Origin of the sequence: Actinomyces haliotis (genome assembly GCF_015355765.1) — a bacterium.
GTDB lineage: Bacteria > Actinomycetota > Actinomycetes > Actinomycetales > Actinomycetaceae > Actinomyces > Actinomyces haliotis.
Map to the genome: position 1 here is coordinate 1 of NZ_JACWNA010000008.1, position 19,626 is coordinate 19,626.

Genomic DNA, 19,626 nt, shown 5'->3' on the forward strand with positions numbered 1-19,626 from the left:
GGCTCTTCACGAACGAGGGTGTAGCGCGGGTCTGAACCCTCCGGCTTCGAGCAGCGACCTGGCGATGTAGTGGGTGAGGTTGCGGAAGCCGAGGGCGGAGCCGCGGAGGTGTTCGAGGCGTCCGTTGATGGCCTCGGTCGGGCCGTTGCTGGTGCCGGGGCGGTCGAAGAACGCGAGGATGTCGGCGGCGCGTTGCTTCATGGTGCGGCCGAGCTTGCGGACCTCGACGAGCGCCGCGGGAACGCCGCTGCTGATCGCAGCGATCACCTCTTGCATCATCGCCTTCGCTTTCTTCTTGTCGGGCTCCCGGTAGGCCGCGACGATGCGCTGGTAGATGCCCCAGGTCGCCTCGGCCTCGACGTGTTCCTCGCTCGCGAACACTGCGTCCAGGCGTGCCCGCTGCCGGTCGGTGAGCAGGCTCGCCCCGGTGTGCAGGGTGCGGCGGGCTTTGTAGAGCGGGTCGCCCTTGAGCCCGCGGTGACCGGTGGTGTCTTGCTGGACCCGACGCCGGCAGACATCCAGCGCGTCGCCGGCGAGGCGGACCACGTGGAACGGGTCCATGACGGGGACGGCGTCGGGGAGTTCCTCGGCGGCAGCGGTCTTGAACCCGGCGAAGCCGTCCATCGCGACCACCTCGATCCGCTTCGCGCCACTGCTTCGGGCGGCCCGCGAGCCACTGCTTGAACACCGCCTTGGAGCGGCCCTCGACCATGTCCAGCAGCCTCGCCGGCCCGGTCTTGTTCCTCGCGGGCGTGAGGTCGATGATCACGGTGACGTACTTGTCGCCGAATCGGGTGTGTCGCCAGACGTGCTCGTCGACACCGATCGTGGTGACCCCCTCGAACCGGGCGGGGTCGTCGATGAGGCGCCGCTTGCCTTCCGTGAGGACGGCGGCGTTCGCGGCACTCCAGGACACCCCGAGACCTGCGGCGACGTGGGTGACGGTGAGGTGGTCGATGACGATGCCCCGCAGCGCCCACTCCAGGCCGCCGCGGGAGATCTTCGCACGCGGCGCCGCTGCCCGCGTCATGTCCTGCCGCCACGTGCGCCGGCAGTGTCCGCACCGGTACCGGCGCACCCGCACCAGCAGGGTCGTCGGCCGGTGCCCGAACGGCTCGTGCGCCAGCGGGCGCGTCACCGTGTCCCGTGGCACGCCCTCGACACCGCACTTCCGACACCACGGGTCGTCCTCGACGACGCGGCATTCGATCGTGGCCCGATCCGGCTCGATCAGCTGGCCGACGGCGACGAGGCCGAGCTCGTCGAGGCGGCAGAACGTGGTCAGGTCAGGGGTCGCGAAAGTAGGGTGGAGCACGTCGAGGTCTTTCGGGATGGCGAGCGTGAAGAACTTCCATCATCCGGGAGACCTCGACCCCTACCCGGCCACCGACGCGCTCAACCGACTACACCCTCGTTCGTGAAGAGCCACCTTGGCGGGTACCGAAATCGACCTGGGCGCGCCTAGTTTCGCCACGGCCCGGGCGGAGCATGCGCAGGCCGTTGAGGATGATCAGCGCCGCGCTGCCCTCGTTGAGGAGCAGGCCGGTGGTCAGGGACATCCAGCCGGCGAGGGCTGCGACGATCAGGATGGCGACGACGGTCAGGCTCAGGGCGATGTTGATCTTGATGTTGTTCCGAGCGCGGCGCGATAGTCGGATGGCGGCCGGGAGCCGGTCGAGCTCGTCGGCCATGAGGGCGACATCGGCGGTCTCTAGGGCGACGTCGGTGCTGGCGGCACCCATGGCGATGGCGAGGTCGGCGTTGGCCAGGGCGGGGGCGTCGTTGACGCCGTCGCCGACCATCGCGATCACGCCGTGTTTCTCGCGCAGCTCACGGATTGCGGCGGATTTGTCCTCGGGGAGCAACTCGGCGCGGTAGTCGTCTAGCCCCAGGGCCTGCGCGGTGGACCTGGCGACGGTGGCGTTGTCGCCGGTGAGCATCAGGACCCGCTCGACTCCGAGGTCGCGCAGCTCGGCGAGGGTGCTTTCGGCGTCGGGGCGCAGCTGGTCGGCCACCGCCACGACGGCCAAGGGTCGGGTGTCGTCGCGAAGAACCACGGCCGTGCATCCTTCCGCCTCGGCGTGCGCCAGCGCCGGGCCTGCGGTGCCGTCAGTCCGGTCCTCGTCGGTGGGCCGGCCGATGTGCAGGGTGCGACCGTCGAGGGTGGCTTCCATGCCGGCTCCTGGCAGGGCGCGTGCATCCTGGACGGCCGGGATGGTCAACCCGCGGTCACGGGCACCGGCCACGATCGCGGTCGCGATGGGGTGCTCGCTCTCGGACTCGACCGCCGCCGCAAGGGTCAGAGCCTCGTCCTCGCTGATCCCGTCGAGGGGCGTTACTTGAGCGAGATCGGGCCGGCCGCGGGTGAGGGTGCCGGTCTTGTCGAAGGCGACGGCCTTGATGTCGGCCAGGCGCTCAAGGTAGATGCCGCCCTTGATGAGGATGCCGTCGCGGGCGCCCCGGGCGATAGCGGTGACCACGCTGACAGGCACCGAGATGATCAGGGCGCAGGCGCAGGAGACAACCAGGACCACGAGGGCCCGGTAGATCGCCTCGCGCCACTCGAAGCCGAGCAGCGGCAGCACTAGTGCCACGGCTACGGCAAGGGCGAACATCGCCGGGGTGTAGACAGCACCGAACTTGTCCGCGAACCGCTCGGCACCGCTGCGGTTGGCCTGGGCCTCCTCGACCTGCTCGATCACCCGGGCCAGGACCGTGTCGTAGTACTCCTTGGTGACCTCGATCCGCAGCACGCCATTGCCGTTGAGGCTGCCGCCGAAGACCTCGGTGCCCGCCGTGACCTCGACCGGCACCGACTCCCCGGTCACCGGGCTGGCGTCCACCCACGAGGCGCCATGGATCACAGCGCCGTCGGTGGGTAGGCGCTCACCGGGACGCACCAGGACGACGTCACCGGGGTGGAGTTCCTCCACCGCCACGGTCTTGGTCGCCCCGTCATCGTTGAGTCGGTTGGCGGTGGGGGGTGCGAGCTCCATCAGGGCGCTAATAGACCCGCGGGCCTTGTCGGTGGCGTAGGCCTCCATCGCCTCACCGAGGCTGAAGATGACGACGAGCATCGCCGCCTCCTCGATCACCCCAAGCGCGATGGCTCCGATGGCGGCCACGACCAGCAGCACGGTGATGGTCAGCCGTTTGTGGCGCACCGCCCGGATCGCGCTGCGCAATGGGTAGACGCCGCCGATGAGGATCGCGCCCCAGAATAGGGCCAGGGCCACCGGCTCGGAGTGGATGGTCCACTCCACCACCAGCCCGGCCACCAGCAGCACCGCGGCGACGGCCAGCGTGACCATCTCGGGCTTCTGCCACCAGCGGCGGGCGCGAGGCCGAACCGCGACAGCGGACGTGACGTGTGGTGACGTGCTCGCATTAGCACTCATCGACTATTTCCCTTCCTCCACCGGTGACTTCATGCCCGGACCGGGCGCGCCGGGCCGGCGGCGACCAGGGGCAGCCCGGACTTCTTCGCGGCCGCGACGACGGCGTCATCGCTCACGGTGCCGTCGTGAGTGACCAGCACCAGACCGGAAGCAAGCGCGTCGACCTCCTTGACCCCGGGCAGGGACTCCACGACGGCGAGGTCACCCGCGCAGGTCACGCAGCCGCCTTCGATGGCGCGGTACTTGGAGCGGAGGAACTGGGTAGGGGTGGTCACGGTTGATCTCCTTCTAGCTCGTGGAACATCGGACTTCGATGGACGTCAAAGTCTACGTTCCCGAGTTTGCCGTAGAGTTCGATACATGTCAATATGTACCCATGTCGATGTCTGGTCTGTCCGCCCGTGACGCCGCGTTGGGATACTGCACGCCCCTCGCCCGCGAGCCGATCACCCCGGCGCAGGCCGAAGGTGTCTCCCGCACGCTTAAGGCTCTGGCCGATCCGGTGCGGCTGCGATTGATGTCGATGATCCTGTCCCACGAGGGCGCCGAGGCGTGCGCCATGTGTGACCTGACAGAGGGCTTCGACCTGTCGCAGTCGACCCTCAGCCACCACCTGAAGGTTCTGCACGACGCCGGCTTGGTCGACCGCGACAAGCGCGGCGTGTGGGTCTACTACAAGGCCCGCACGGAGGCGATGGACGCCCTGCGCACCCTATTCAGGCTCTTCACGAACGAGGGTGTAGCGCGGGTCTGAACCCTCCGGCTTCGAGCAGCGACCTGGCGATGTAGTGGGTGAGGTTGCGGAAGCCGAGGGCGGAGCCGCGGAGGTGTTCGAGGCGTCCGTTGATGGCCTCGGTCGGGCCGTTGCTGGTGCCGGGGCGGTCGAAGAACGCGAGGATGTCGGCGGCGCGTTGCTTCATGGTGCGGCCGAGCTTGCGGACCTCGACGAGCGCCGCGGGAACGCCGCTGCTGATCGCAGCGATCACCTCTTGCATCATCGCCTTCGCTTTCTTCTTGTCGGGCTCCCGGTAGGCCGCGACGATGCGCTGGTAGATGCCCCAGGTCGCCTCGGCCTCGACGTGTTCCTCGCTCGCGAACACTGCGTCCAGGCGTGCCCGCTGCCGGTCGGTGAGCAGGCTCGCCCCGGTGTGCAGGGTGCGGCGGGCTTTGTAGAGCGGGTCGCCCTTGAGCCCGCGGTGACCGGTGGTGTCTTGCTGGACCCGACGCCGGCAGACATCCAGCGCGTCGCCGGCGAGGCGGACCACGTGGAACGGGTCCATGACGGGGACGGCGTCGGGGAGTTCCTCGGCGGCAGCGGTCTTGAACCCGGCGAAGCCGTCCATCGCGACCACCTCGATCCGCTTCGCGCCACTGCTTCGGGCGGCCCGCGAGCCACTGCTTGAACACCGCCTTGGAGCGGCCCTCGACCATGTCCAGCAGCCTCGCCGGCCCGGTCTTGTTCCTCGCGGGCGTGAGGTCGATGATCACGGTGACGTACTTGTCGCCGAATCGGGTGTGTCGCCAGACGTGCTCGTCGACACCGATCGTGGTGACCCCCTCGAACCGGGCGGGGTCGTCGATGAGGCGCCGCTTGCCTTCCGTGAGGACGGCGGCGTTCGCGGCACTCCAGGACACCCCGAGACCTGCGGCGACGTGGGTGACGGTGAGGTGGTCGATGACGATGCCCCGCAGCGCCCACTCCAGGCCGCCGCGGGAGATCTTCGCACGCGGCGCCGCTGCCCGCGTCATGTCCTGCCGCCACGTGCGCCGGCAGTGTCCGCACCGGTACCGGCGCACCCGCACCAGCAGGGTCGTCGGCCGGTGCCCGAACGGCTCGTGCGCCAGCGGGCGCGTCACCGTGTCCCGTGGCACGCCCTCGACACCGCACTTCCGACACCACGGGTCGTCCTCGACGACGCGGCATTCGATCGTGGCCCGATCCGGCTCGATCAGCTGGCCGACGGCGACGAGGCCGAGCTCGTCGAGGCGGCAGAACGTGGTCAGGTCAGGGGTCGCGAAAGTAGGGTGGAGCACGTCGAGGTCTTTCGGGATGGCGAGCGTGAAGAACTTCCATCATCCGGGAGACCTCGACCCCTACCCGGCCACCGACGCGCTCAACCGACTACACCCTCGTTCGTGAAGAGCCGGCGAACCTGACCGCCAAGACGATCAAGAGGGTCGGGCGCGGGTACCGCAACCATCGGAACTACAGATGCCGCATCATTGGCTATGCGCCCCGACCGATCGCGGCGTGAACACCCAGCACTACGCTCAAAGATGAAAAGCCAAATTGAGTCCAGTACAATATTGTTATCACGATGTCGAGGAGGCGTACCGATGAACCCCATCCGCTACCACGATGACGTCGAGGTCCCCGTCGAGAACGAGGCCGAGATCTCCCAGCGAATCGTCGAACGAATGGCCGCCACCCAGGCGGAGAACGCCGCCCGTCACCGCCACGCCCACCGCGACGCGCACGCCAAGAGCCACGCGATCATCACCGGGCAACTCACCGTCCACAACGACCTGCCGCACGAGCTCGCGCAGGGCATCTTCGCCACCCCCGGCACCCACGAGGTCGTCGCCCGCCTCTCGTCGGCACCCGGCGACATCCACTCCGACGAGATCCCTGCCCCGCGGGGTTTCGCGCTCAAGATCATCGGCGTGGAGGGCGCGCGCCTGTCCCCCGAGCTCGGTGGCGCCAACCAGGACTTCCTCATGGTGAACTTCCCGACGCTCGCGTTCGGCACCGTGACCAAGTACGAGGACATGCTCGACATCCTCGAGAAGAACGCGAGCAACCCGGCCGCCGCGCAGAAGGCGGTCTCCGCCGCCGCCCGGGGCATCGCCTCGATCACCGAGAAACTCGGTCGCACCCCCGGCGCGACCGTCCAGGGCCTCGCGAACGACTACTCCCACATACTCGGTGAGACCTTCTACACCCAGGCCGCGATCCGTTACGGCGACCACATCGCCAAGATGTCCCTCGCGCCGACCGGGGAGGTCGCCGAGCTCACCGGCGTCGACGTCGGCGACGACTTCGACGCGATGCGTACCGCGGTCGTCCGCCACTTCATGACCAAGGGCGCGACGTACGAGCTGCGGGCGCAGCTGTGCACCGACCTGAAGACCATGCCCGTCGAGGACGCCGCCGTGCTCTGGGACGAGGACGAGTCCCCGTTCCGCGTGGTCGCGACGGTCCGTTTCGACCCGCAGGACGTCGGCGGACCCGCCCGTCGGGTCGCCGGTGACGACCACCTCGCGTTCAACCCGTGGAACGGAGTCGAGGCGCACCGGCCGCTCGGCTCGATCATGCGCGTCCGCAAGCTCGCCTACGAGTCGTCCTCGCGGCAGCGGCACGACCTCAACGCCGTGGCCCGCCGGGAGCCGGACTCCCTCGCCGACCTCACCGCCTGACCCCTCACCCCCTTGGAGGACCCCATGAACGAGAAGCTGACGTCCGAACAGACCCGCATCGACCCGCGCCTCTCGGAGGAGAGCCGCATGGAGGAGTTCCGCCGCGTGGTCAAGGAGGTCGCGGCCGACGCGCCGACGATCTCCCAGATCGCGATCAACTCCCTGCTCACCGACAAGAACCCGCTCCACGAGGGCACGTACGAGTCGGCCGGCCGGGCCGGTGCCCGCTCCGGCAACGTGTCCGAGCTGACCGCCATCGCCGACCTCAGGCCCGGCGGCGCCGACCGGCTGCGCCGCATCTTCGGCCTCACCGGCGGCGACTTCGACGGCGCCAAGCGCGTCTCGACGCTGCACAACATGCGGTTCGTGTTCCTCGACGACGACACGCGTGTGCTGTTCGCCACGGCCTACGACGGCGACTGGGACACCTACATCGACGACTTCGCGACGAAGATCCCCGAGCTCATGGACCTGTTGTTCGCCAACGTCGAGGGCTGGCCGGGGATCGACTCCCCGAAGGTCAAGGACTTCATCGCCGACCACCAGATCGACGCCGCCGCGTGGTTCGTCGCGAACCCGCAGGTGACGGTCGTGGACGTGCGCCGGTACCAGCGCATGGAGCAGGCCCTGGACACGTTCTTCGACGCGATGGCGGCGAACACCGCGATGGACGCGACGACCCGGGAGGCCCTGTCGGCGCTGTCGGACGCGGTGGCGACGCCGCAGGGGGTGGACTACTGATGCCGTTCGAGCACCTCAGGGAGCTGCGCAAGCGTTTCCGTCGGGAGAGCGTCACGCTGCAGCTCGACGACATCCAGTCGCTCATCCTGCGGTCGCGGCCCGAGCCCTACGTCGGGATCCACGCGGGGTTGCGGGTCGACACCCCCGAGGGGGGTCGTGCCCTGCTGGGGCGGCTCGTCGAGTACGTCCCCTCGGCGCAGGACTGGACCGCGGACATGCACGCGTGGACGGGGGTGGCGATCAGCCACGCCGGCCTCAAGGCGATGGGCCTGCCGGAGGAGTCCCTCGCGAGTTTCCCGCTGCCGTTCCGGCAGGGCATGGCGGCCCGCGCGGGCCAGCTCATGGACACGGGCGAGAACGCCCCGGAGACGTGGGAGGAGTTCTACAAGGACGACTCCCTGCACGTCGCGGTGACGATCTACGCCGACTCGGAGGAGTCCCTGGCGGACGCCGTGGAGAAGGCTCTGGGGTACCTGGAGGAGATCGACGGGGTCACCCTGCTCGGCACGCACGCGTTCGGGGCGCCGGATGCGGCCAACCCGTTCGGCTACCACGACTCGCTCAGCCAGCCGCTCGTCGCGGGCGCCGGCGTCGACGCCCTCCCGGGGCAGGAGCGGGCCATCGCGGCGGGCGAGTTCATCCTCGGGGAGGACAGCGAGACGGGTTCGCCCGTCGCCATGCCCTCGCCGGACGTGCTGGGTCGTAACGGCTCGTTCGTCGTGCTCCGCAAGTACGACAGCCGTGTCGGCGCCTGGAACGACTTCCTCCGCGAGCACGCGGAGGAGGACACGCAGGAGTCCCGCGACGCCCTCGGCGCGAAGCTCGTCGGCCGGTGGCGGTCGGGGGCGCCGCTCGTCCTCTCCCCCGAGAAGGACGACGTCGACCTCGGCATGGATCAGTCCCGCAACGACGACTTCGACTACTCCGACGACCGCCGCGGCCTCATGTGCCCCCACTCGGCGCACGTGCGCCGCATGAACCCGCGCGGCAGCGAGCTGACGATCCTCACGGACGAGAACATCCACCGGATCATCCGCCGCTCCTCGACGTTCGGCCCCGAATGGGACCCCGACCTCACCGCCGCCGACGACAAGGACGCCGAGCGCGGCCTGTTCTTCATCTTCATCAGCGCCCGCGCCTACGACACGGTCGAGTTCCTCCAGCAGGAGTGGATCAACCGCGGCAACTTCGTCGACCTCGGCACCGAACGCGACCCCGTCGTCGGACTCCACGAGGAACCGGGCCGGTTCACCATCCCCGACCGGCCCGTCCGCAAGCGCGTCGACGGCGTGACCACGTTCAACCGCCTCCGCGGCGGCGAATACATGTTCATGCCCTCCCTCACCGCCCTGCGCTGGATCGCCGACGCGGGCTGGGAGAGCTGACCAGGCCGGCGGATCGAGACCGGTGCTCGCCCGGTCGTCCGCACCGGCGATGAACGAGAGGCCCCCTCCCAACCCGGGAGGGGGCCTCTCGACTTGGAACGCCGTGGCTCTGGGGCCGTCCGCGCCCTCGGACCTCACGAGGGCGAGCACGCGCTCGACGCGCTCAGCCGTGTCGATGGCCCCCCCTGCCCCCTTCCTCACCCCGCTTGACGTCATCGATGACGTCATCCGGGGGGGGCGGGGTCAGGTGGTCGCGAGTTCCAGGACCTGGGCGGCGACCTCGCGGGCGGCGGGGACGGCGGACTCGACGAAGGAGGTGCGGGTGCGGCGTTCGACGAGGTCCTCCACCGTGAGGGCGCCCTCCGCCAGCACGCCGAAGAGCATCTCCGCACCGGTGTAGGCGACCCCCTCGGCGACGGGGCCCGCGAACCGGGGGTACCGACGGCCCAACTCCGCGACACGACCGGCCTCGGTGCCGTAACGGCGCACGAGACGGGTCGGTTTCTCGAGACGGGCCAGCACCTCCCGCGGCGCCGCGCCCACGAGCGGGAGCGTCCTCGTCCGGCACTCCCGGTCCGTCCCGAGACGACGGCAGGCGGCGTCCACGGCGTCCTCGGCCATCGTGCGATAGGTCGTGAGCTTGCCCCCGGCGATCGTCAGGGGCCGGCCAGGTTCGTCGATGAGCAGGTGCCGTCGGGACACGTCGGCGGTCGCGCCCGCCTCGACGAGTGCGCGCTCCGCGCCCTCCGACAGATCCCCCGACGCGCCGTGCTCGCGCCTCTCCCCGAACCCGTGCCTCCCGATCCGCCTCTTCGTCCCTCCCGTCGACCCGCCCGACGGAGTCGGCAGCACTAACGGCCGCAGCCCGGCGAACCGGCCCACCACGTCCTGCCTGGTCAGGGGGCGCTCCAGCGCGCGGTTGATCGTGGCGAGGAGGAAGTCCTCGTCGGATTCCGGCACCGGCGGAGCGATGCCGTCGACCCCGGGAGCGGCGTCGTCGGTGAGGCCGACGAGCACGAGGCCGTCGCTCTGTGGCAGAGCGAACACGAACCGGCCGAAGTGACCCGGCACCGGCGCGGTGAACACGGCGCTGGGACACCCGAGCGCCTCGGCCCGCACGACCAGGTGGGATCCGCGGCTCGGCGAGATCCGCAACGACGGGTCGTGTTCACCGGCCCACACGCCGGTCGCCGAGACGACCGTGCCCCGAGCCTCGACGCTCTCGCCCGTCGTCTCGTCCGTGAGGGTGAGTCGGTCCTCACGCAGGTCGGTCGCGGCGCACCGGGTGAGGACGTCCGCGCCGTGCGCCGCTGCGGTGCGGGCCAGCGCGATCACGAGGCGGGCGTCGTCCTCGAGCTGACCGTCGGTGTAGTAGACGGCACCGCGCAAGGGCCCTACCCCCGGATCTTGGACACGGGGTGTGATTACGCAGCCGTCGGCAGCGTAGCGGTGTTGCCGGTCTCGTAGAGGACCGGCGGGACGTAGCGGCACCACGAATGGCGTCGCTTGGTGTTGTAGCGGACGAGCCACCTGAAGACCTGCCGGCGGCAGACCAGTTCGTTGCTCCAGCAGGCGGCGTCTTGGAGAACCTCGCGCTTCATGGTGGCGTTGAACGACTCGGCCAACGCGTTGTCCGCGCTGGACCCGACGGCGCCCATGGACTGGGTGACGCCGAGCTTGCGACAGAGCTTGGCGTAGTCCTTCGAGCAGTAAACCGACCCGTGGTCGCTGTGAAATACGCTGCCCTTGAGGGTGCCCCGGGTTGCGGCGGCGGCCTTCAACGCGTCCTCGACGAGCTCGGTACGCATGTGGTCAGCGATGGCCCACCCGACAAGCCGACGGGAGTAGCAGTCGATCACGGTCGCCAGGTAGAGGTTCGTGCCGTCGGCGATCGGCAGATAGGTGATGTCGCCGACGTAGCGCAGCCCTGGCGCCGGGGCGGTGAAGTCGCGCTTGAGCAGGTCGGGGTACTTCTGGCCAGACGGTTCGGGGATCGTGGTCCGCACCCGCCGCTTCTTCACATAGCCCCGGATTCCTTGCAGCCGCATCACCCTGGCGACGCGCTTGTGGTTTACCGGCTCTTCCCAGACGGGGGTGTAGGCGGGGTGTGCGCAGGGCCGGCGCGTCGGTGCCGGGGTAGGGGTCGAGGTCTTCCGAGGATGGAGGTTCTCACACCGAACATCTGGAAGACCTCGACGTGCCCGACGCTACCTTCGCTGCCCCTGACCTGACCACCTTCTGCCGGCTCGACGAGTTGGGACTGGTTGCTGTTGGTCAACGACTCGAACCTGGACGGGCGGTGATCGCCTGCCGGGTTGTCGATCCGGACGACTGGTGCCACCGGTGCGGCCAGCACGGTCTGTTGCGTGACACGGTCGTGCGGCGGCTCGCTCACGAACCGCTCGGCTGGCGGCCGACCGTGCTGGAAGTGCTCGTCCGCCGGTACCGGTGCGCCGACTGCGCTCATGTGTGGCGCCAGGACACCGCGAAGGCAGCCGAGCCCAAGGCGCGGCTGTCGCGCCGCGGGCTGCGGTGGGCGTTGGAAGGGATCGTGGTCCAGCACCTCACCGTGGCCCGGATCGCCGAAGGCTTGGACGTCAGTTGGAACACGGCGAACGACGCGGTCCTCGCCGAGGGCAGGCGGGTGCTGATCAACGACCCAGCACGGTTCGACGGGGTCACCACGATCGGCGTGGATGAGCACGTGTGGCGCCACACCCGCCGCGGCGACAAGTACGTGACCGTGATCATCGACCTGACGCCAGCAAGGACGAACAGCGGACCGGTCAGGTTGCTCGACATGGTCGAGGGCCGCTCCAAGAGCGTGTTCAAGACCTGGCTGTCCGAACGCGACCAAGCCTGGCGAGACGCCGTGGAAGTGGTCGCGATGGACGGCTTCACCGGCTTCAAGACCGCCACCACCGAAGAACTGCCTGACGCGGTCGCGGTGATGGATCCCTTCCACGTCGTCCGCCTCGCCGGCGACGCCCTCGACAAGTGCCGCCGCCGGATCCAGCAAGACCTCCACGGACACCGCGGCCGTGCCGGCGACCCGCTCTATTCCGCGCGCCGCACCCTGCACACCGGCACCAGCCTGCTCACCGACAAACAGAAGACCCGACTCGAGCAACTGTTCGCCGACGACCACCACGCTGCCGTCGAGGTCACCTGGGCCGCCTACCAGCAGATGATCACCGCCTACCGCGAACCCGACCCTGCCCGTGGCCGCGACCTGATGAACAAGCTGATCGCCAGCCTCGCCAGCGGCGTGCCGGCCGCGCTCGTCGAGCTCCGATCGCTCGGCCGAACCCTAAAAAAGCGGGCTGCTGACGTGCTGGCCTACTTCGACCGGCCCGGCACCAGCAACGGCCCCACCGAAGCGATCAACGGCCGCCTCGAACACCTCCGCGGCAGCGCCCTCGGCTTCCGGAACCTCACCAACTACATCGCCCGCAGCCTGCTCGAGACCGGTGGATTCAGACCCCACCTACACCCTCGATTGTGAAGAGCCTCCATGAGGGCCCAGTCGGCGGGGTTGTCCGGCTCCCCGAACTCCGTGCGCCAGAAGGCGCCGGCGAGCAGGTGCGTGTCACGCCCCATGTCCATGAGCGGGACCTCGGCCACCGCCGCCCCGATGAGCTCGGGGTGCAGCGTGAGCATCTCGCCGGCGAGAAGGCCGCCCGCGCTCCCACCGTGGACGGTGATCCGCTCCGGCGTCGTCACGCCCCGTTCGACGAGCTGCCGCGCGATCGCCGCGAGGCCCTCGACGACGACGCCGCGTCGCGCGGCCCTCCTGTGGCCCGGCTGGGACACCCAGGGCGTCGCCGCGGGCAGCAACTCCCGCACCGACCTCGACGTCCGCTACGCCGGACCCGACGGCGTCCGGATCTCCATGTTCCTCATGGCCGGCCTCGGCGGCGTCCAGTCGCGCCTCGCCGACGGCGGCTACGAGCTCAAGCCCTCCGGCTCCACGATCCTGCAGGACTACCCCGCGCACACCCACGTCAACTGGTTCTTCTCCAAGGCCGGCCGCTACACGCTCACGGTGACCGCCCGGTCCTCCAAGGCCGACGGCACCAGCGCCACAACGGTCCCGCACACCTACACGATCGACGTCGGCCACGTGGACCGCGCGGGCGCCCAGGCCCCCGCCAAGGGCACCGCCGCCTCCGGCGCCCAGGCGGGCTCGAGCCCCGTCGCCGGTGCGGGTGCGGCCCTCGCCGCCGCCGGGTCCGCCCGAGCCGGAGCCGCCGGCTCGAGCGGGTCCGGAACGCAGGGCGCCGTGCCCGACGGCACCGCCGCAGCCTCCGCCGACAGGCCGGCTGCCGGCTCAGCCTCCGACGGGGCCGGCCAGTGCACCCCCACGAAGGTCACCCGCGAGGCCACCAAGGAGGAGGCCGCCGCGCTCACCGCCAAGGACGGCACGGGGACGAAGGGCGGCAAGGGCGCCCAGGCCGGCAAGGACGCCCAGGCCGCCTCCGGCTCCTCCGCCCCGGCGTCCAGCGCCACGCGCGCCACGACGACCCTCACCCTCAACGTCGGCCCCGGCGCCACCGGGAACGCCACCGAGGGCCACTTCGACCTCGGCCCCGCCATCATCGACGGCGCCCTCGTCGCCCGCGTCAAGGACGACCGCCACCAGCCCGCAGCCTGGGTGGACCCCGCGTCCCTCACCTTCGCCCTCGGCGACGCCGCCGCCCTCAAGGCCCCCAAGGACGTCTCCTTCGTCGCCAAGGAGGGATCGACCGTCCGGATGATCCGCTCGACGCAGGTCCGGGGCGTGCCGTGGCTCGGCATGAACTCCCAGCGCGAGGAGATCGTCAACGGAACCACCGGTGAGGTCACCTTCCGCCTCGACTCCGTCGACGGGCCCGACAAGGTCGTGGTCTTCGCCGCGGGCGGCCTCGGCACCGGCGTCGGCCAGCACGTCTTCGACGGCGCCGGCTCGAGCTACACGCTCCCCGCCAACACCCACGCCCACCAGAACTGGCTCGTCACCCAGCCCGGCACCTACCACCTCACGATCACGATGAGCGTGACCCCCAAGGACGGCGCCCTCGCCGCAGGAACCGGGGACGGCAAGGCCGGTTCCGACTCCGTCCCCGAGGCCGGCACCGTCGCGGCCCGGGCCCCCGGCGGCCTCAGGGCCACCGGTGAGAAGGGCCCGAACGGGCTGTCCATGGTCGAGGAGACCGTCGGCCGCACCCCGGACGGCAGGCCCTGCGACCTCGGCGACCTCGCCCGCACCGGCACGGACCCGGTCGCCCCGCTCGCGGCCTCCGCGCTGCTCGGGCTCCTCGGAGCCGGTGTCCTCACCGGACGCCGTCGGGCGCTCTCCCACCGGGGGCAGTGAGGCCGTGACCTCGCGCCTCACCACCCGCCCCGAGCGGGCCGGGCTCAGGATGGTGGCGGCCCTCGCCGTCACCGCCCTGAGCCTGGCGGGCTGCGCCGACCCCACCCGGCTCGGCGCCGGCGACCCCGCCCACGACGGCGAGCTCCGCGTCGTCACCACGACCGGCATCCTCGCCGACCTCACCCGGCACGTCGACGGCGACCGCGCGACAGTGACCGCGCGACGGTGACCCAGATGGTCCCCGACGGCGCCGACCCGCACTCCTGGGAGCCCTCCCTGCGCTCCGTGCGCGACGTCGCCTACGCCGACCTCGCCGTCTCCAACTACCTGCTCCTCGAGGAGCACTCCGTCATCCGCACCCTCGACGCCAACCTGCCGCCCTCCGCCGTAAGCGTCTCGGTGGCCGAGGCCGACGCCAAGCAGGACGCGACGATCCTGCCCCTCGTCGAGGACCGCTCCCTCGACACGATCTGGCTCGGCATGCGCGTCCTCGGCGACGGCGCCGCCCTCGGAGCCGACCGCTCCTCCACCATCGACCTCACCGCGACGAGGGTCGACGGCCCGGGCGACGCCAGCGCGTACCTCACCACCTCCTTCGGCGCCCCCGAGGTCGGCTTCTCCAACGACGACGGGCTCACCCCAGCCTCCGACGACGCGGCCGACCCCGGACCTGACACGACCGTCCTGCCCGCCGACGCCCACCAGCACATGAGCTGGGCCTTCACCCGTCCGGGGATCTACCGCGTGACCTTCGCGGCCCGGCTCCACGCCGCCGACGGGACGACTCACGCGCTGCGCCCCGCCACCGTCGTCCTCGCCGTCGGGGTCAGCGGGGACGCGGTCGCCGCCGCGGAGGGGCGCACTGTCCTCGACGCCGGGCACGCCGACGTCACCGTCGACCTCACGACCGGCGGCACGGACCTCGCCGTCAACCTCGGCGGCCGTCCCGTCCTGCGCGACGTCGACCTGGCCGTCCGATCCGGCGAGCTCGTCGTCCTCATCGGCCCCAACGGCGCCGGGAAGACGACGCTCTTGCGCTCCGTCCTCGGGCTCGTCCCGAGGCGCGCCGGCACGGTGACGACCGCGGACCCGACCTCCCGCGTCGGCTACGTCCCCCAGCGCCACGAGCTCGCGTGGGACTTCCCGGTGAGCGTCCGCGACGCCGTGTCCTCGTCCTCACCGCCGGCTTCGTCCTCGCCCGGGTCGCGGCGCCGCGGCACGGGGCGCTCGCCGGGCTGCGCGCGCGGCGCCGCCCGGGCAGCGAGATCCCGGCCGGACCGTCCGCGGAGGCGGAGGCGCGGCCGAAAGAGGTGCGGGCAGTCGGACGGCCGTCGACGGCCCGCGAGGCTCGGGAGAAGGCTCAGTAGCCGACGTTGGGCTGCTGAGCCTGCTGGGAGAAGCGGACGGCCGTGCCGGAGGCGGTCACCATGAGCATGCCGTTGTCCGAGCCGAGGGCCTCGTAGTCGATGTCGACGCCGACGACGCCCTCCGCGCCGAGCTCCGTGGCGCGCTGCACCATCTCCGCCAGGGCGGTCTCACGGGCCTGGATGAGCTCACGCTCGTAGGACTCGGAGCGGCCACCGACCATGTTGCGGAAGCCTGCGGCGATGTCCTTGAACATGTTGACCCCGGCGATGGTCTCGCCGCAGACGACGCGGAGGTACTGGCTGACGGGGTATCCCTCGACGGTGGGGGTGGTCGTGACGATCATGGCTGGTGCTCCTGACTCTCGGTGCTCGTCCCGGACGGGCCGGGCGCCGCGGCGGGGCCGCCGTCGGCACGGTCATCATCCGGGAGCGGGGGCCGGTCGCGTCCTCGTTCTCGCGGGGGAGAAGGACCCATGACGCTGCCTGCGGACCCGAGCCGGGAGCCGCGGGGCCGTGACCCGGCCACGGTCTCGATCGGGGAGCGGCTGTGCGCCGGACCGCCCACCCGCCGTCCGGGCGCGCTCGCGGGCGCCTAGCCTGGCCGTACCCCGCGGCCCGGCGGCCGCATCCCTCCAGAAGGCGAGACCATGACCGTCCAGAACCCCCAGCCCCAGCAGGTCCAGCAGGCCCCGGCCGGCCAGTACCCCACCGCCTACGACCGCGGCGCCTACCCCGTCGCCGTCCAGAACCCCGGTGCCACCGGCGACGGCGTCGGCTCCTGGATGCTCGCCCAGCTCATCTCCGCGATCCCGGTCATCGGCTTCATCTACCTGCTCGTCGTCGCCTTCGGCGGCACTCCCTCGCTGTCCCGCCGCAACTGGGCGCGTGCCCTCTTCATGTGGCAGATCATCGGCGTCGTCGTGCTCGTCGTCCTCGTCATGGGCGGCGTCCTCAGCGCCAGCGACCTCACCCGGCACTGACAACCAGCACCGAGGGCCAGGACGGGGAAGCCCGGCGCCTCAGCGGCCTCGGCCCGCCTCCCGGCGCGCCCGACGCAGCGTGCTCGCGTAGCGCGGGCCGATCTCCTCAGGGCTCACGGCGACGTCGTCGCGCGTCCAGGTGAGCAGGTGGTCGAGGCTGAAGCGCCTCGCGCACCGCGAGCAGGACAGCGGCGTGGTCGGACGGCGCACGCGGTTGACCGTGTGCCCGGCGGGGCAGGTGCCCGTCCACCGGCCCTCGACCCGTGGCGCCTCCGCCGCGATGAGCCTGCGCCCGTTCGAGCCGATCCGTCGCGCCTCGGCCGCCCAGACGGCGTCGTGCCCGTGGGCGGCGCCGACGCGAGCGTGGGCGATCTCGTGGAGCACCGTCTCGCGCACTTCCGGCTCGTCGTAGAGCGCCATGAGGTGGCGGGACAGGGTGATCCGGCGGCGCGCGTGGTCCGTCTGGCCCGCGCGGCGGCGCGCCCGGTCGAGCCCGAGCTCCCAGTCGCCGACGCCGTGCTCGTCCATGAGCGCGCCCGCCAGGGCCAGGACGTCGGTGAGGTTCATGCGGCGAGGGTAGCCGCGCAACGGGACCACGCGGCGCCCGGCTGACAGGGGCTGTGGAGAGACGGGTGGGGCCCTGACTGTTGTGACGCCGTCGTGCCAGGATGGTGCCCTCACCGCCAATCGTTGCAAGGGAGCACCCGTGGGACGCGTCATCGTCGTCGGATCCATCAACCAGGACGTCACCGTCGAGGTCGACCGCCTGCCCAGACCGGGCGAGACCCTCTCCGGGCGCTCGGTGACCTACCGCCTGGGCGGCAAGGGCGCGAACCAGGCCGCTGCCGCGGCGCACGGAGGTGCCGAGACCCTCTTCGTCGGCGCCGTCGGCTCCGACGCCTCCGGCGCCTCCCTGCGCGACGAGCTCGCCTCCCACGGTGTCGACGTCTCCCAGCTGCTGGACGCTGACACGACCACCGGCACGGCGTTCATCACCGTCTCGGCCGACGGCGAGAACACGATCGTGCTCGACGCCGGCGCCAACGGACGCGTCGGCGAGGACGCGCTCGACGCGGTCGACGACCTCGGCACGGGCGACGTGCTCGTCCTCCAGGGCGAGGTCCTGCCCGCCACCAACGCCGCCGCCGTCGCGGCCGCCCGAGCCGCCGGGGCACGGGTCGTGCTCAACCTGGCGCCCGTCTACGACGTCGATGACACGGTCCTCGAGGACGTCGACGTCCTCGTCGTCAACGAGACCGAGGCCGGGCTCACCGCCGGGGAGCCCGCGCCGACGAGCCCTCAGGAGGCCCTCGACCTCGCCGCGACGCTCATCGGTCGCGGGCCCTCCTCCGTCCTCATCACGCTCGGCAGACAGGGCTCGGTGTGGGCGGACGCCGACGGCTCCGGGGCGGTGCCCGCGCTCGACCTCGGGCCGGTCGTGGACACGACCGGGGCTGGCGACGCCTCGGTGGGCGTCATGGCTGCGGCACTGGCCGCCGGGTACCCGCTCAGCGACGCCGTCGAGGCCGGGATGCGCGCCGGCTCGACGGCGGTCCTCGGCGCGGGGGCCGCCTCCTCCTACCGTGCCATCGAGGCCGTCGCGCCCCGCACCGCTCGCTGAGCCGCGTCGCCGGAACGACGGCCCACAGCCGCCTGTGGCAGAGTAACGGCGATGTCACAGCGCCCGACGTCCCGCACAGGCGGGCGGCACACCGTCGACCGAAGCACCCGGGCCGGTGGCGCACGCCGTCGCTGTGACCGCCTCGCCGCCGCCGGGCGCTCCGCGGCGCGTCCCCTCAGCCGGCGCAGCGCTCAGCCCAGGGGCTCCCAGGGACCCCGTTCCCTCGCCGCGCGACGTGCGCGCGAGCGTCGTCGTCGTACCGCGCGCACGCTGGTCATCGCCTTCCTCGTGACCGTCCTCGCGGGCGTCGTCGCCGTGAGGCTCCTCCACGACGAGGAGCCCGGCGCCGTCGCGACCGCGAGCCCCACGCTCACCGCTCCCGTCCCCATCGAGCTCGACATGGCCGGCTGGGACGCGACCCGCATCATCGACGACGACGTCTTCTTCGACGCGACCACGATGACGCAGGCCCAGGTCGCCGCCCTCATCGACAAGGTCAACACCGGCTGCCGCGCCGGCCGCGACGGAACCCCCTGCCTGGCCGACGCCACCTTCACGACGAAGGACGTCGCCGCGACCACCTACTGCCCCGGCGGCTACGCGGGGGCGTCGAAGGAGTCCGCCGCCGCCGTCGTCTCCAAGGTCGCGGCCTCCTGCGACGTGAACCCGCAGGTGCTGCTGACGCTCCTGCAGAAGGAGCAGGGCCTCCTCACCGCCTCCGGCTCACAGCTGACGGCCTCCGACTACGAGATCGCCACCGGTTACGGCTGCCCCGACGGCTCCGACTGCGACCCGCAGTACGAGGGGTTCTTCAACCAGGTCTACGGCGCCGCGAGCCAGTTCCAGCACTACCGGCTGTCCCCAGGCTCCTTCGAGGTGGTCGCCGGGCAGGCGGCCGACATCGCCTACTCGCCCGACTCAGCCTGCGGCAGCGCGCCGCTCACCGTGGAGAACGAGGCCACCGCCGGGCTGTACAACTACACGCCGTACCAGCCCGACGCCGCGGCGGCCGATGGCGGGGACGACTGCACGAGCTGGGGCAACTGGAACTTCTACGGGTTCTTCCGCGCCCTCTTCGGCGACCCGACGCCGTCGACCTGAGACGTCCCGGAGTGACCCCGGTCGCAGTTTTCAGGGTCTTTCCAGGGTTACTCACTGGGATCTCTCAGGCTCGGCGGGCATCGTTGCTCCTGCCGCCGAACAGCGGTGGTCCTGAGGTACTGGGGAGTGCTGATGACGGCCCATCACTGAGCCTGGAGCCGCAGCCAAGGGAATGCGGACCGAGCGCCCGGCGAAGGAGTGTCAGCCCCCGGCATGGGAACCGGGGTGCTGCCTCGACGCGAAGGGCCCGCCCGGATGATCCA

17 protein-coding genes and 3 pseudogenes are annotated in these 19,626 nt (G+C 71.2%); 11 read left to right on the top strand and 9 right to left on the bottom strand.

Annotation, left to right across the window (positions count from 1 at the left end):
- Positions 1 to 6 precede the first annotated feature (6 nt).
- The 3 genes and pseudogenes from IXW69_RS05640 to IXW69_RS05650 all read right to left on the bottom strand — a co-directional run bounded on the left by IXW69_RS05640 (position 7) and on the right by IXW69_RS05650 (position 3,673).
- Positions 7 to 1,315, bottom strand: a pseudogene (locus tag IXW69_RS05640) (ISL3 family transposase).
- Between the two features lie 88 nt (positions 1,316 to 1,403).
- On the bottom strand, positions 1,404 to 3,311 hold the full coding sequence (locus IXW69_RS05645; RefSeq protein ID WP_194785392.1) for a heavy metal translocating P-type ATPase: 1,908 nt from the start codon (positions 3,309 to 3,311) through the stop codon (positions 1,404 to 1,406).
- A 116-nt stretch (positions 3,312 to 3,427) separates the two neighbouring features.
- A complete protein-coding gene (locus IXW69_RS05650) occupies positions 3,428 to 3,673 on the bottom strand; it encodes a hypothetical protein (RefSeq protein ID WP_036317959.1) in 246 nt (81 codons plus the stop codon).
- 38 nt (positions 3,674 to 3,711) lie between these two features.
- Between IXW69_RS05650 and IXW69_RS05655 the strand changes: the two genes are divergently transcribed.
- Positions 3,712 to 4,152 (top strand): ArsR/SmtB family transcription factor, encoded by a 441-nt coding sequence (locus tag IXW69_RS05655; RefSeq protein ID WP_228524873.1) that lies wholly within the window; start codon positions 3,712 to 3,714, stop codon positions 4,150 to 4,152.
- Here the strand turns inward: IXW69_RS05655 and IXW69_RS05660 are convergent.
- A pseudogene (locus IXW69_RS05660) lies at positions 4,124 to 5,432 on the bottom strand (ISL3 family transposase). The gene IXW69_RS05655 and the pseudogene IXW69_RS05660 overlap by 29 nt on opposite strands.
- 303 nt (positions 5,433 to 5,735) lie before the next feature.
- On the opposite strand from IXW69_RS05660, the gene IXW69_RS05665 reads away from it, so the two are divergent.
- From IXW69_RS05665 to IXW69_RS05675, 3 genes are read left to right on the top strand one after another with little or no spacing between them, the layout of a single operon-like run.
- Positions 5,736 to 6,815: a catalase family protein gene (locus IXW69_RS05665; RefSeq protein ID WP_194785393.1), complete on the top strand. Its 1,080-nt coding sequence runs from the start codon at positions 5,736 to 5,738 to the stop codon at positions 6,813 to 6,815.
- 24 nt (positions 6,816 to 6,839) lie between these two features.
- Positions 6,840 to 7,556, top strand: coding sequence for a hypothetical protein (locus tag IXW69_RS05670; protein ID WP_044496629.1), 717 nt, complete (start codon positions 6,840 to 6,842; stop codon positions 7,554 to 7,556).
- Positions 7,556 to 8,941, top strand: coding sequence for a Dyp-type peroxidase (locus IXW69_RS05675; protein WP_194785394.1), 1,386 nt, complete (start codon positions 7,556 to 7,558; stop codon positions 8,939 to 8,941). The genes IXW69_RS05670 and IXW69_RS05675 overlap by 1 nt, the downstream gene beginning before the upstream one ends.
- A 243-nt stretch (positions 8,942 to 9,184) precedes the next feature.
- Here the strand turns inward: IXW69_RS05675 and IXW69_RS05680 are convergent, their stop codons facing one another.
- The gene (locus IXW69_RS05680; RefSeq protein ID WP_228524875.1) at positions 9,185 to 10,330 is read right to left on the bottom strand and encodes a glycerol-3-phosphate dehydrogenase/oxidase; all 1,146 of its coding nucleotides are present in this window, start codon (positions 10,328 to 10,330) and stop codon (positions 9,185 to 9,187) included.
- A gap of 35 nt (positions 10,331 to 10,365) precedes the next feature.
- A pseudogene (locus IXW69_RS05685) lies at positions 10,366 to 11,022 on the bottom strand (IS3 family transposase); the annotation flags it as partial.
- A 116-nt stretch (positions 11,023 to 11,138) separates the two neighbouring features.
- On the opposite strand from IXW69_RS05685, the gene IXW69_RS05690 reads away from it, so the two are divergent.
- Positions 11,139 to 12,446, top strand: coding sequence for an ISL3 family transposase (locus IXW69_RS05690; protein WP_194785396.1), 1,308 nt, complete (start codon positions 11,139 to 11,141; stop codon positions 12,444 to 12,446).
- Here IXW69_RS05690 and IXW69_RS05695 read toward each other — a convergent pair.
- Positions 12,383 to 12,664 carry a prolyl oligopeptidase family serine peptidase gene (locus IXW69_RS05695; RefSeq protein ID WP_323745194.1) on the bottom strand — a complete coding sequence of 94 codons (282 nt, stop codon included), beginning with the start codon at positions 12,662 to 12,664 and terminating at the stop codon, positions 12,383 to 12,385. The genes IXW69_RS05690 and IXW69_RS05695 overlap by 64 nt on opposite strands.
- Here IXW69_RS05695 and IXW69_RS11565 point away from each other — a divergent pair.
- Genes IXW69_RS11565 through IXW69_RS11570 form a run of 3 tightly spaced genes read left to right on the top strand, consistent with a single transcriptional unit; the run spans position 12,642 to position 15,725 of the window.
- Positions 12,642 to 14,294 carry a TIGR03773 family transporter-associated surface protein gene (locus IXW69_RS11565; RefSeq protein WP_323745195.1) on the top strand — a complete coding sequence of 551 codons (1,653 nt, stop codon included), beginning with the start codon at positions 12,642 to 12,644 and terminating at the stop codon, positions 14,292 to 14,294. The genes IXW69_RS05695 and IXW69_RS11565 overlap by 23 nt on opposite strands.
- A 4-nt stretch (positions 14,295 to 14,298) precedes the next feature.
- The gene (locus IXW69_RS11880) at positions 14,299 to 14,523 is read left to right on the top strand and encodes a hypothetical protein (protein WP_267240547.1); all 225 of its coding nucleotides are present in this window, start codon (positions 14,299 to 14,301) and stop codon (positions 14,521 to 14,523) included.
- A gap of 5 nt (positions 14,524 to 14,528) precedes the next feature.
- Positions 14,529 to 15,725, top strand: a complete 1,197-nt coding sequence (locus IXW69_RS11570; protein WP_267240548.1) for a metal ABC transporter solute-binding protein, Zn/Mn family — start codon at positions 14,529 to 14,531, stop codon at positions 15,723 to 15,725.
- Here the strand turns inward: IXW69_RS11570 and IXW69_RS05710 are convergent.
- Positions 15,655 to 16,005 (bottom strand): heavy metal-binding domain-containing protein, encoded by a 351-nt coding sequence (locus tag IXW69_RS05710; RefSeq protein WP_194785398.1) that lies wholly within the window; start codon positions 16,003 to 16,005, stop codon positions 15,655 to 15,657. The two genes, IXW69_RS11570 and IXW69_RS05710, sit on opposite strands and share 71 nt — an antisense overlap.
- 303 nt (positions 16,006 to 16,308) lie before the next feature.
- Between IXW69_RS05710 and IXW69_RS11575 the strand changes: the two genes are divergently transcribed.
- Complete coding sequence (locus tag IXW69_RS11575; protein WP_228524877.1) at positions 16,309 to 16,641, top strand: hypothetical protein; 333 nt, start codon at positions 16,309 to 16,311, stop codon at positions 16,639 to 16,641.
- Between the two features lie 39 nt (positions 16,642 to 16,680).
- On the opposite strand, the gene IXW69_RS05720 is transcribed toward IXW69_RS11575, so the two are convergent.
- Complete coding sequence (locus IXW69_RS05720; protein ID WP_194785399.1) at positions 16,681 to 17,208, bottom strand: SprT-like domain-containing protein; 528 nt, start codon at positions 17,206 to 17,208, stop codon at positions 16,681 to 16,683.
- 139 nt (positions 17,209 to 17,347) lie between these two features.
- Here IXW69_RS05720 and IXW69_RS05725 point away from each other — a divergent pair, with 139 nt between their 5' ends.
- Both IXW69_RS05725 and IXW69_RS05730 read left to right on the top strand, forming a co-directional pair.
- Positions 17,348 to 18,262: a PfkB family carbohydrate kinase gene (locus IXW69_RS05725; RefSeq protein ID WP_194785400.1), complete on the top strand. Its 915-nt coding sequence runs from the start codon at positions 17,348 to 17,350 to the stop codon at positions 18,260 to 18,262.
- Between the two features lie 288 nt (positions 18,263 to 18,550).
- On the top strand, positions 18,551 to 19,363 hold the full coding sequence (locus IXW69_RS05730) for a hemagglutinin (RefSeq protein ID WP_323745196.1): 813 nt from the start codon (positions 18,551 to 18,553) through the stop codon (positions 19,361 to 19,363).
- Positions 19,364 to 19,626: the final 263 nt, after the last annotated feature.